Annotated in this window: 9 protein-coding genes; 2 read left to right on the plus strand and 7 right to left on the minus strand. The window is 60.0% G+C overall.

What is annotated here, in order from left to right; genetic code table 11:
* Position 1 precedes the first annotated feature (1 nt).
* The gene (locus tag ACED88_RS04130) at positions 2–559 is read left to right on the plus strand and encodes a flavodoxin domain-containing protein (protein ID WP_449108813.1); all 558 of its coding nucleotides are present in this window, start codon (positions 2–4) and stop codon (positions 557–559) included.
* Between the two features lie 70 nt (positions 560–629).
* Here ACED88_RS04130 and ACED88_RS04135 read toward each other — a convergent pair whose 3' ends face one another.
* The 3 genes from ACED88_RS04135 to adhP form a co-directional block, all read right to left on the minus strand.
* The gene (locus tag ACED88_RS04135; protein ID WP_449108814.1) at positions 630–2,093 is read right to left on the minus strand and encodes a glutamate synthase subunit beta; all 1,464 of its coding nucleotides are present in this window, start codon (positions 2,091–2,093) and stop codon (positions 630–632) included.
* Complete coding sequence (gltB, locus tag ACED88_RS04140; protein WP_449106950.1) at positions 2,086–6,786, minus strand: glutamate synthase large subunit; 4,701 nt, start codon at positions 6,784–6,786, stop codon at positions 2,086–2,088. Before gltB ends, ACED88_RS04135 begins: the two co-directional genes overlap by 8 nt.
* Positions 6,787–7,354: 568 nt before the next feature.
* Complete coding sequence (gene adhP, locus ACED88_RS04145) at positions 7,355–8,398, minus strand: alcohol dehydrogenase AdhP (RefSeq protein WP_237185293.1); 1,044 nt, start codon at positions 8,396–8,398, stop codon at positions 7,355–7,357.
* 182 nt (positions 8,399–8,580) lie between these two features.
* Between adhP and ACED88_RS04150 the strand changes: the two genes are divergently transcribed.
* Positions 8,581–9,618, plus strand: coding sequence for a phosphotransferase (locus ACED88_RS04150; RefSeq protein ID WP_449108815.1), 1,038 nt, complete (start codon positions 8,581–8,583; stop codon positions 9,616–9,618).
* 63 nt (positions 9,619–9,681) lie between these two features.
* On the opposite strand, the gene ACED88_RS04155 is transcribed toward ACED88_RS04150, so the two are convergent.
* From ACED88_RS04155 to lgt, 4 genes are all read right to left on the minus strand, one after another.
* A complete protein-coding gene (locus tag ACED88_RS04155) occupies positions 9,682–10,098 on the minus strand; it encodes a hypothetical protein (RefSeq protein WP_449108816.1) in 417 nt (138 codons plus the stop codon).
* Positions 10,099–10,114: 16 nt separating this feature from the next.
* Positions 10,115–10,243 carry a hypothetical protein gene (locus ACED88_RS04160; RefSeq protein ID WP_377126577.1) on the minus strand — a complete coding sequence of 43 codons (129 nt, stop codon included), beginning with the start codon at positions 10,241–10,243 and terminating at the stop codon, positions 10,115–10,117.
* Between the two features lie 276 nt (positions 10,244–10,519).
* Positions 10,520–10,972 (minus strand): hypothetical protein, encoded by a 453-nt coding sequence (locus tag ACED88_RS04165; RefSeq protein ID WP_449108817.1) that lies wholly within the window; start codon positions 10,970–10,972, stop codon positions 10,520–10,522.
* Positions 10,973–11,139: 167 nt separating this feature from the next.
* Positions 11,140–12,048 carry a prolipoprotein diacylglyceryl transferase gene (lgt, locus tag ACED88_RS04170; RefSeq protein WP_449108818.1) on the minus strand — a complete coding sequence of 303 codons (909 nt, stop codon included), beginning with the start codon at positions 12,046–12,048 and terminating at the stop codon, positions 11,140–11,142.
* Positions 12,049–12,057 lie beyond the last annotated feature (9 nt).

Here is a 12,057-nt window from a genome sequence, read left to right on the forward strand (position 1 = left end):
AATGAAAACACTACTGATTGCCTACGGTAGCCAGTACGGCTACACCGAGCAGTACGCCCGCTGGATCAGCCAGCAGCTAGAGGGGCGCTTTACCACCCAGCTACTCCCCCTAGACCAGCTAACCGAACGCGCCGTAGCCGACGCGGACGTCCTGGTGGCGGGCCTGAGCGACTACGGCGGGTTCCTCACCGGCGCCCAGGAGCTCAAAAAGTACGAGCAGGAGCTGAGGGTCAAGCCCTTTGCCCTCTTCACCGTCTCGTTCAGTGGCTTGGCGGGGGCAAGCCAGCAGAAGCTCGATGCCCTGCTGGCCAAGAACCTGGGTGAGACCCTGGTTCAGGACGCCCTCGGCACCTTTCACCTGCGCGGCGGCCTCGACCACACCCGGCTTTCTTTCAAGCACAAGACCGTGATGGTGGGCATCCGCTCAGCCATTGCTGCTCTGCCCAGGAAATCTGAGGCCAACCAGCAGATGCTCGACAGTTTCACGCACAAGACAGTGGATTACTCCAGCGAAGAGCAGGTTGAACCGCTGGTCGAGGCAGTAGCCGCCCTAGCCTAAGGAAAGACCAAGGCACCCACAGAAAAACCGGCCCCGCCCCAGAGATTCTGAGGCGGGGCCAGTTTCTTTATTAGAGCGCCAAATCAATAGCCCGGTCGCTGGGGGCGACAGGGGCCGGCAGCAGGGTGGAGCCGGTCAGGTGCTTTTCGACGGCTGCGGCGCAGGCGCGTCCTTCGGCAATTGCCCAGACGACTAGGGACTGGCCGCGGCCGGCATCGCCGCAGGAGAAGACTCCGGGTACGTTGGTCATGTAGTTCTCGTCGCGGGCTACGTTGGTGCGGCGGTCGAGTTCTGCGCCGACCTGGGTGGTGATGGCGTCGTTTTCCTGGCCGGTGAAGCCCAGGGCCAGGAAGACCAGGTCAGCGGAGATCACGTGTTCGGTACCTGCCTTGGGCACGCGGCGGCCGTCGGGTAGGTATTCGGTTTCAGCGACCTTGAGGCCGGTGAGTTTACCGTTTTCGCCCACGAATTCGACGGTGGAGGCCAGGTACTTGCGTTCGCCACCTTCTTCGTGGGATGAGGATACCTCGAAGACCTTGGGGAACATGGGCCAGGGCTCGTGGTCGGCGCGGTCTGCCGGGGGCTGGGCGCCGATGGCCAGGGTGGTGATGGAGGCTGCCCCCTGACGCACGGCGGTGCCGATGCAGTCGGAGCCGGTGTCGCCACCGCCCAGCACGATGACGTGCTTACCCGCTGCGTCGATGGTGGGGGCGGCGAGGTCGCCGGCTACCACGCGGTTGGCTTCGGTCAGGTAGGGCATGGCGTAGTGGACGCCGTCCAGGTCGGCCCCGGGGATGGGCAGGGCGCGGGGGGCGGTTGCGCCGGTGGCAACGATGACGGCGTCGTAGCGGCGCTTGAGGTTATCCCAGGTGATGTCTTTACCGATTTCAACACCGGTGCGGAAGCGGGTACCTTCGGCCTTCATGACCTCGATACGGCGGTCAACGATATCTTTTTCTAGCTTGAAATCGGGAATACCGTAGCGCAGCAGACCGCCCACCTTGTCGTCGCGTTCGAAGACGGCGACGGTGAAGCCTGCCTGGGTCAGCTGCTGGGCAGCTGCCAGACCGGCGGGGCCTGAACCGACTACGGCGACGGTCTTATCGAGCATGCGGTCGGGCATGATCGGCTCGATGTAGCCGCCCTCGAAAGCCTGCTCGGCGATCGAGTACTCGATCTGTTTGATGGTCACTGCGGGCTGGTTGATGCCCAGCACGCAGGAGGTTTCGCAGGGAGCCGGGCATACGCGTCCGGTGAACTCCGGGAAGTTGTTGGTCGCGTGCAGGCGTTCCACAGCCTTTTCGGTCTGCTCGCGCCAGGTCAGGTCGTTCCATTCGGGAATCAGGTTGCCCAGGGGGCAGCCGACGTGGCAGAAGGGAACGCCGCAGTCCATACAGCGGGAGGCCTGGGTCTTGAGAACCGCTGAGTTCTGGGCGACCTGCACCTCGTTCCAGTCAAGGATGCGCACGGGGACGGGGCGCTTGGGTCGGTCTTGACGGGTGGTTACTTTCAGAAAACCGCGGGGATCAGCCACGAGCGGTCACCTCCAAAATCTTGTTCCAAACCTGCATGGATTCGGTGTCTTCGCCGGCGGCTTCGGCCTCGGCACGGATAGCTTGTACGGCGGCGAAGTCGCGCGGGAGTACCTTGGTGATGCGGGCGTAGGTGCCCTCCAGGTCCTCCAGCAGGGCGGACGCCAGGGTTGAGCCGGTCTCGGTACGGTGGCGGGTCAGCAGCTGGGCAACCTCGGCGCGGTCGTCCTCGGTTAGTTCCAGGAAGCCAAGTTCGCCGGATTCACGGGACTGCTTGTTGACCTTAGCCATGTCCAGGTCGAGCACGTAGGCGGTACCGCCGCTCATGCCCGCACCGAAGTTACGGCCGGTTGAGCCCAGAATCAGGGCTTTACCACCGGTCATGTATTCGCAGCCGTGATCGCCGATGCCTTCAACAACGGCAGTGGCACCGGAGTTACGTACCAGGAATCGCTCACCGACGATACCGCGGATGAACATTTCACCGCTGGTGGCACCGTAGCCGATGACGTTACCGGCTACCACGTTCTCTTCGGCAACCAGGGGGGCTGCGGCGTCCGGAGCCACGATAATGCGGCCGCCGGAGAGACCCTTGCCCACGTAGTCGTTGGAGTCGCCGGTCAGGCGGATGGTGATACCCTGCGGCAGGAAGGCGCCCAGGGACTGGCCCGCGTGGCCGGTCAGGTTGAGGGTGATGGAGTCGTGGTCCAGCACCTCAATGCCGAAGGTTTTGGTGACGGTGTGGCCCAGCATGGTGCCCACGGAGCGGTCGGTGTTGACCACCGGTGAGTCGATAGCAACCGGGGTGCGGTCGCTCAGGGTTGCCTGGGCGGCTGCGATGAAGGTGTTATCGATGTGCGCCTCGAGTTCGTGGTCCTGGTCCTTGAGGTGGCGGATACCCTGACCCTCGTATTCGACGGCGGTGGAGGTGAGCACCTTGGTCAGGTCGAGCCCGTCGGCCTTCCAGTGGTCGATGGCCTGGGACATGTCGAGTACCTCGGCGTGGCCGATAGCTTCGTCCAGGGTGCGGAAGCCCAGCTGAGCCAGGTATTCGCGTACCTCTTCGGCGATGAACTCGAAGAAGTTGACCACGTGGTCTGCCTGGCCGGTGAAGCGGGCGCGCAGGTCGGGGTTCTGGGTAGCGACGCCCACGGGGCAGGTGTCCAGGTGGCACTTGCGCATCATGATGCAGCCTTCGACGACCAGGGGTGCGGTGGCGAAGCCGTATTCTTCGGCGCCCAGCAGGGCGGCGATGATGACGTCGCGGCCGGTCTTGAGCTGGCCGTCCGCCTGGACGACGACGCGGTCGCGCAGGCCGTTAATCATGAGGGTCTGCTGGGTTTCAGCCAGGCCGAGCTCCCAGGGGGCACCTGCGTGCTTGAGGGAGTTGAGCGGGGCTGCGCCGGTGCCGCCGTCGTGGCCCGAGATGAGCACGACGTCCGCCTTAGCCTTGGTGACGCCTGCGGCCACGGTGCCGATACCGATTTCAGACACCAGCTTGACGTGGACGCGGGCGGACGGGTTAGCCCGCTTGCAGTCGTAGATGAGCTGGGCGAGGTCCTCGATGGAGTAGATATCGTGGTGGGGCGGGGGCGAAATCAGGGAGACGCCGGGGGTGGAGTGGCGGGTCTTGGCTACCCAGGGGTAGACCTTGGCAGCCATGAGCTGGCCACCCTCACCGGGCTTAGCGCCCTGGGCCATCTTGATCTGGATGTCGTCGGCGTTGGTCAGGTAGAGGGAGGTCACGCCGAAACGGCCGGAGGCGACCTGCTTGATGGCAGAACGACGTTCGGGGTCCAGCAGACGATCAACGTCCTCACCGCCCTCACCGGTGTTGGACTTAGCGCCCAGGCGGTTCATGGCAATGGCCAGGGTCTCGTGGGCCTCCTTGGAGATAGAGCCGTAGCTCATAGCACCGGTGGAGAAGCGCTTGACGATTTCGCTGACGGGTTCCACCTCGTCAATGGAGATGGGGGTGCGGTCTTCGGTGAAAGTGAAGAGGCCGCGCAGGGTCATCAGGTCCTTGGCCTGGTCGTCAACCAGCTTGGTGTAGGACTTGAAGATATCGTAGCGACGGGTCTTGGTCGAGTGCTGCAGACGGAAGATGGTCTGGGGGTTGAAGAGGTGGGGCGGGCCCTCGCGGCGCCAGTCGTACTCACCGCCGGTTTCCAGGGCGCGGTGGGGCACGGAGACGCCGTCGTCGGGGTAGGCATCGTGGTGGCGCTTGCGGGTTTCGGCTTCAATGACGTCCAGGCCCACGCCGTCCATCTGGGAGTGGGTGCCGGTGAAGAACTGGTCAACGACCTGCTGGGAGAGGCCCAGAGCCTCGAAGGTCTGCGCACCGCAGTAGGAGGAGACGGTGGAGATACCCATCTTGGACATAATCTTCTGCAGGCCCTTACCCAGAGCCTTGATGAGGTTGTAGACCGCTTCGGATTCGGTCACACCGGTGATTTCGCCCTGGGCTACCAGCTCTTCTACTGATTCCATGGCCAGGTAGGGGTTGACTGCCGATGCGCCGTAGCCAATCAGGGTGGCAACGTGGTGTACCTCGCGCACATCGCCGGCCTCAACAATCAGGGCGACCTTGGTGCGGGTGGCTGAGCGTAGCAGGTGGTGGTGGACGGCGCTGGTCAGCAGCAGGGACGGGATGGGCGCCCAGGCGCCGTTAGAGTTACGGTCTGAAAGAATCAGGAACTGCACGCCACGTTCTACAGCGGCAGAAACCTTTTCACAGATTTCAGCGATACGGGCGCGCAGGGCTTCTTCTCCCCCGTGAGCCGGGTAGAGGCCGCTGACCTTGAGAGCGGCAGGCATGCCGTCCTCGTCCTCGATATGGGCAATCTTATCGAGCTCGTCGTTATTGATAACCGGGAAGTTGAGCCCCACGTGCTGGACCTTGACGCGGCCGTTGCGCAGCAGGTTGCCGTCGGCACCGATAGAGGTCTTGAGGCTGGTTACCAGCTCTTCACGGATGGAGTCCAGCGGCGGGTTGGTCACCTGGGCAAAGGACTGCACGAAGTAGTCAAAGAGCAGGCGGTGGCGGGTTGAAAGCACCGCGATGGGGGTGTCAGTGCCCATGGCGTAGATGGGTTCAGCCCCGGTCTTAGCCATAGGAGCCAAGATCTTGCGCAGCTCTTCCTCGGTGTAACCGAAGGTCTGCTGGCGCTTGAGGATGGACTTGCGGGAGGCACGGATGTGCTCGCGCTCGGGCAGATCAGCCAGGTCAACGATGTTCTCATCAGCCCACTGCTTCCAGGGCTGCTCGGCAGCAACAGTTGCCTTAACCTCTTCGTCGGGCACCAGGCGTCCTGCCTTGGTATCAACGAAGAACATCTTGCCGGGCGAAACTCGGCCCTTCTCAACAATCTTCTCTTCGGGCATGTCGACCACGCCGACCTCAGAGGCCAGAATGACCAGGCCCTCGTCGGTGACCCAGTAGCGGCCGGGGCGCAGACCATTGCGGTCCAGGACGGAGCCGACGTTGTCGCCGTCCGTAAAAGCAATCGCGGCGGGGCCGTCCCAGGGCTCCATGAGGGAGGAGTGGTAGCGGTAGAAGGCGCGGCGGTCCTCGTCCATGGTTTCGTGGTTTTCCCAGGCCTCAGGAACCATCATCATGAGCACCTGGGCAGCCGAACGCCCCGAGAGCATCAGCAGTTCTGCAACTTCATCGAAGCTCTGGGAGTCAGAGGCACCCACCGAGCAAATGGGGAAGAGCTCTTCGGGGTTGCGGCCCAGAACCGGGGACTTGAGCTGGGACTGGCGAGCGCGCATCCAGTTGCGGTTGCCCTTGACCGTGTTGATTTCGCCGTTGTGGGCGATGGTGCGGAAGGGCTGGGCCAGGGGCCAGGAGGGGAAGGTGTTGGTCGAGAAACGCGAGTGGACGATCGCCAGCTTGGTGGCAAAACGCGGGTCGGAGAGATCCGGGTAGAAGGGTTCCAGCTGGGCTGTGGTCAGCATACCCTTATAGACGATGGTGCGCGAGGAGAAGGAGGGGAAGTAGACGCCAAGCTTGTGCTGGGCCCGCTTGCGCACGCGGAATGCCTTCTGGTCCAGCTGGCGGCGCTCTGAATCTTCGTCCAGGTTGACCACGGGGATGTGGCCTGTAAAGGGGGCGTTGACGGTGTCCAGATCCTCACCTGAGGCTTCTGCAATGAACATTTGCACGAAGTAGGGCATGACCTCGCGGGCAGCCTTACCCACGATATCCGCATTGACGGGCACCTCACGCCAGCCGAGCACCCGCAGGCCCTCGCGCTGGGCAATCTGGGTTAGCCCCTCCTTGAGTTCATCTGCATTCTCGCCACCTGTGGGCAGGTAGGCGGTACCTACGGCGTATTTACCCAGTTCGGGCAGGTCAAAATCAACGACCTCGCGGAAGAAGGCATCGGGAATCTGTAGGAGAATACCGGCGCCGTCGCCGGTGCCTTCGTCCGCGCCGACCGCACCGCGGTGTTCCAGACGGCGTAGGGCGGTTAGGGCGTGATCAACGATGTCGTGGCCGGGGGTGCCGCGCAGGGTGGCAATCATGGCCAGGCCACAGGCGTCCTTTTCGTTCTCCGGGCTATAGAGACCGGTGGCCTCGGGAATGGAGGCGAAAGTGGTGAAGGGTGAAGGGGCGTGCCCGAGGGTGTGGGGGTCCTGGGTGAAGGTCTTATCGGCGTGGTCTGCACTGCCGAGCGTGGTGTGACTCATGTGGGCCGTTCCTACTTACGTTGGGCTCTGGTGCCAGCGGAGGAAGCTAAACGGCGGACGTACGGGAGCTGGTGGTCACAGGACGCCTGTGGTTTAGCCGCTCCCTTGCAGCACGAGATGTCGGTGGTCGCCTCGCTGTGACGATGGCGCGTGTAGCGGCTCTAGGTTGCCCGGTTGTGGGGCCTGAACCTGGGGTTCTCCCCCGCTTCCGGTAGGTGCGGGAGAATGTTTCCATCAGTCTGTAGAGGCTTCGTTACGTATGTGTAAATTTATACGCCCCTGCGTGTAAAGATTCAACAGGCACCTGTAGGTTGCATGAGCAAGATGGGAGCTACTCCCCTACTAGATAGCTTCTTTTGCTTGATTCTTACCCTGTGCAACCTAGGGAAAACCGAATTAGAACATGAATATTTTTCGTAATTATGCAGGGTTCATTGTTACGTGGGGGGTGGCTAATTGAAACAGGCTTGAAACTTTAAATCTCGCAAAATGAGACAGGTATTTCACATAGAGGATAGAAAAGTGGGGCCCTGGAATATTCCAGAACCCCACTGATCAGATGGGTAAGTTAGCGGGTGGCGCCGGTAAAGTCGAGCACCATGCGTCCGTTAATCAAACCGGCATGCATTTCATCAAAGATAGCCTGGGCATCTTCGACCGGGCGGAGCTGAACCACGGGCTTAACACGACCCTGGGCACCGAATTCAAAAGCTTCTGCCAGGTCTTGACGGGTTCCCACCAAAGAGCCCTGGACCTTGATGCCATCTAGCACCAGGCGGGGGATGTTGAGATCCATAGACTCGGTGGGCAGACCAACAGCAACTACGGTGCCACCGGCGCGGACGGAATCAACAGCCTGATTAAAGGCAGCCTTAGCTACCGCGGTGACCACCGCAACGTGGGCACCAGCCCCGCCGGTGGTGTTCTTGATTTCTTCCACGACATCTTCGACATTCTTAGCATTGATGACCACATCTGCCCCGCTGTCCTTAGCCAGCAGCAGCTTGTCTTCATTAAGGTCAACGGCAATAACCTGGGCCCCAAAGACGTTCTTGGCGTACTGGACGGAGAGGTTGCCCAGGCCGCCTGCGCCAAAGCAGACAATCCATTGACCCGGGCGGACACCTGATTCCTTCACGGCCTTATATGTGGTCACACCGGCACAGGTGATGGAGGTTGCCTCAACCGGGTCGAGAGCATCGGGAACCTTGACGGTGTAGTCAGCATAGAGCAGGGTGTATTCACTCATGCCACCGTCTGCGGTGTAGCCCGCATTGATGACGGAGCGGCAGAAGGTTTCGCGGCCGTCCGTGCAGTATTCGCAGTGGCCGCAGCCCTTAAAGAACCAGGGAACACAGACGCGATCGCCCACCTTGAGGTGTTCTACGCCGGGGCCGACTTCAGTGATGACACCTACACCCTCATGACCCAGAATACGACCGGGCTTTTCGCCAAAGTCACTGGCTGCTACGTGCAGGTCGGTATGGCAGATACCTGAGTATTCAATCTTGGCAAGCACCTGACCGTGGCCCACCTCGGGTACGGGCACATCTTTGATATCTACGGTTCCATCAAGACGGTCAGAAACAACAACAGCTTTCATGGTGGCCATGTGAGAGCTCCTTAGAAATACAGCAGATGAGTGTTGTGGCTCACTTAAAGCCTAGATTCTGGGTGCACCCAGGCGCCAGGGGTTGGATATTTTTTCTACTCTGTTACGGCGCTTTTACCCCTAAGGGCTCTAGTTCGGCAATAATTTATTACCCCCAAAAGCAAGGTAGCTAAGCTAGAGCCATGAGTGATCAGATACCCTCCCCAGTGCCCCTTACCCAGCGTGCCACCTGGGCGGATCTCCCTCATTCCGTGCAGGCCTGGGTAGAAGAAGAGCTAGGTGACACCGTAGTCGGGGCCGAGTCGCAAAGCGGTGGGTTCAGCCTGGGCACCGCAGACCGCCTGGTCACCCGCAAAGGTCGCAGGGCTTTCCTTAAGGCTGTTGACGCCAACCTTCACCCACAAACAGCTGACTTGCACCGGCAGGAGGGCCGCATCACCGCGTCCTTCCCCAGCAACACCCCAACCCCGGCCGTCCTCGCTGCCCGTGATTTTTCAGGGGCGGACGGCACAGCCTGGGTCGCCCTGCTTCTGGAAGATATCGAGGGGCGGCACCCAGAATACCCCTGGCAGAAAGAAGAACTGGCCGCCGTTTTTCGGGCCTTAGAGAGCATGAGCCGGGTTCCGGTTGACCCAAGCCTCAACCTACCGGCCACCGAAGCTGACCTGACAGAGGAACTCATTTTCTGGCACAAACTCGCTCGGGGTGTGACTCTGGAGCACCTGGTCTATGTTCAGGCCACTGATTCCTACCAGCAGCTGGTGCAGCTACTGCCCTTTATCAACCATAAGGCCGCCGAGTTTGCCGCCTTTGTAGACGAGCATCTGGTTGCCCATCTGGCAGGGTGCTCCTATGTGCATACCGATTTGCGGGGCGACAACATTCTGATTCGCCCCACCGGCGAGGCTGTTTTGATTGACTGGCCCTGGGCAACGGTGGGTAACGCCCAATATGACACTACCTCGGTGGCAACTGACGCCCTGATTGCCAACCCCGAGCTGACTCTTACTGAGGTATACGAGCTGATGCCGGCGTCCGGGCGTCCTGCGCTCGAGTTCTTGCAGGCTACTGTTATCGCTTTGGCGGGCTACTATCTCTACGCTTCGACGCAGAAGCCCAGTGACTCTACGAACTCGTCGTTGGTGAGTATGCGGGCCCACCGCGCGTCCGCCCTGCTGACCAGACTGGACCAGGGCGAAAGTAATCCGCATTTATTCTGATGTACCCGCAACTAGTTGCGGACTTTTCAGAATAAGTGCGGATCAGATTCTAATGTGTAGGTGCTATTCGCCCTCGCCCAGAATACTCGCATACGAGTTATGTGTGGGTAGGTCTTTTCCATCTAGTGAAGAAACTGCCATAGTTACTTGCTCATCTCTAGTCACACCTAAAGATTCATTAATTTGCTGTGGGCACTGAAGCTGATAACTAGCGATAGACGTACCATCTTCGTGTAAAACATCGATAGCAAAGCCGGTACCCTCTTCACCGCCACATTGAGCATTAATGACATACGCTCTGCCCTGCACAAGGGAGAGAGTTATTTCAGAACGGTCAAAACCTTCAGTAATTGGAGTCCACACATAAGCATCCGCCGGTGGTTCCAGGCTCACTGAATCTATGCTTGGTTTAGTTGCGGAGCAACCAGACAGGAGCATCGCCCCCGCTAACAGAAGCACTTGTAAACGCTGTCGCTTCATATCTCCACACCACCTCTTATCGCACCTGCTGGTATTCGTCACGCTCCTGCCTAGCCAGGTTTCGGTTAAAACCAGCAGCGGCGAACGGAAGCGCCGCCACTAGCCCCATGAGCGCCGTGACCCAGGTGAAATCTGCACCAGTCATTGACGCACTCACATAATACGCACCTTCACTCTACCTTGTAATAAGCAAACATATCAATTTGTTAAGTGATACAACAAGACCCTACTCCTCCTCTCTTCGCCCCGAGATAATCCGCAGGGTCAAGAGAAAAAGAGTAGGGTCTAAGCCAGCCGTCGCAGATGGTAAGCCCGAGAGCCACGCCAGGCTGGCCCAGGGCGAAAAGTAATCCGCACTTATTCTGATGTACCCGCAACTAGTTGCGGACTTTACAGAATAAGTGCGGATCAGGCGCCCGAGTTAGACGTTATGACCGCGAGCTAGGTTTCGGTTAAAACCAGCAGCGGCGAGCGGAAGCGCTGCCACGAACCCCATGAGCGCCGTGACCCAGGTGAAATCTGCGCCAGTTACTAACCCAATTACATATACAGCACCATTGACAGCACAACCATATACAAGAAGTGCCAGCACAGCTTCAACAGGGTTACCCGGCAGCCAGGAGTCAAACATTCCACGACGCTTTGCACCACCTGCTTGCTCATGCTCAGCTTTTACCCGGTGGTGTAGAGCCAAAAACGCCAGTGCGACACCACACCAGGTTCCAAATAAAACCGTTAGCCCAGGCTGGAAAAATCGCGAAGAAAAAACTGTTCCTAGCGAGACAAGCAGCCCGTAACTTGCCAGTGCGTACAGGGCAGAAGACAGCAGATACGCCGGAACCGTTGTGAGATTTGGGAAAGATGAATACCTCATGTTTACCTCCTCTTTGAAGCTGACTACCTCTACCCTACCTTTTAATAAGCAGGCATATCAATTTGTTACCGACCCAGGGCAAAAAGTAATCCGCACTTATTCTGATGTACCCGCAACTAGTTGCGGACTTTTCAGAATAAGTGCGGATTAGTTTCTATACTTGTGCGCTAGTCGCCGGAGCGGACGGACGCCGGGGTGGGCTCGTCCGCGCTGGGCACGACACCGCCCTGCCTATAGGCACCCGGGAGCTCGCCGCGTCTGCGCGCTCGTAGCCCCATTAGGGCAAACATGACGATACCCAGCAAGAAGATAGCACCAGAAGTCCACACGTGAATACGAACCCCCAGCAGCATCTCAGCGGTATCGATCCGTAGGAAAGTCTCAATCATGAGACGGCCAAAACCGTACCAAACAACGTAGGCCCAGAAGGTCTGGCCCAGCTGGAAGATACCGCGGCGGCCCAGGGCAATCAGCAGGGCCGCACCCAGTAGATTCCACAGGGACTCATAGAGAAAAGTCGGGTGAAAGAGCGTGCCCGCCGGGTACTGGTCGGGGAAGTTGGGCGAGGTGGCCGAAATTTCCAGACCCCAGGGCAGGGTGGTGGGCTTGCCGAAGAGCTCCTGGTTAAACCAGTTGCCCCAGCGGCCCATAGCCTGGGCGATCATGATGCCGGGGGCTGCGGCGTCCGCGAACTTAGCCAGCGAAATCCCGTAGCGGCGGCAGGCGTACCAGGCGCCCAGGCCACCGACCGAGATCGCGCCCATAATACCGATGCCGCCTTCCCAAATCTTGAAGACATCAAGGGGGTCAGCGCCAGCACCGAAGTAGGAGCCGGGGTCGGTAATGAGCACGTGGTAGAGGCGGGCACCGATAATGCCCGAGGGAATGGCCCACATGGCAACGTCCCAGACGCGTTCGGGGTCTTCACCCCAGGCAGCCCAGCGGCGACCGGTCAGCCACATGCAGACCGCGATGCCCGCCAGTATGCAGAGGGCATAGAAGTGGATAGTCAGGGGGCCCAGCTCAAGAGTGGAGATGGACGGCGAAGGAATAGAGGCAAGGACGGTAGCTGTCATGGGCGTCTC

The sequence above is a fragment of the Rothia sp. 11273D007AR genome, from assembly GCF_053547255.1.

Excerpts from the sequence above, each read along its gene's own strand:
- ACED88_RS04130 (WP_449108813.1), top strand. The coding sequence starts at position 2 with ATGAAAACACTACTGATTGCCTACGGTAGCCAGTACGGCTACACCGAG.
- gltB (WP_449106950.1), bottom strand. The coding sequence starts at position 6,786 with ATGAGTCACACCACGCTCGGCAGTGCAGACCACGCCGATAAGACCTTC.
- adhP (WP_237185293.1), bottom strand. The coding sequence starts at position 8,398 with ATGGCCACCATGAAAGCTGTTGTTGTTTCTGACCGTCTTGATGGAACC.
- ACED88_RS04150 (WP_449108815.1), top strand. The coding sequence starts at position 8,581 with ATGAGTGATCAGATACCCTCCCCAGTGCCCCTTACCCAGCGTGCCACC.
- ACED88_RS04155 (WP_449108816.1), bottom strand. The coding sequence starts at position 10,098 with ATGAAGCGACAGCGTTTACAAGTGCTTCTGTTAGCGGGGGCGATGCTC.
- ACED88_RS04160 (WP_377126577.1), bottom strand. The coding sequence starts at position 10,243 with ATGACTGGTGCAGATTTCACCTGGGTCACGGCGCTCATGGGGCTAGTG.
- ACED88_RS04165 (WP_449108817.1), bottom strand. The coding sequence starts at position 10,972 with ATGAGGTATTCATCTTTCCCAAATCTCACAACGGTTCCGGCGTATCTG.
- lgt (WP_449108818.1), bottom strand. The coding sequence starts at position 12,048 with ATGACAGCTACCGTCCTTGCCTCTATTCCTTCGCCGTCCATCTCCACT.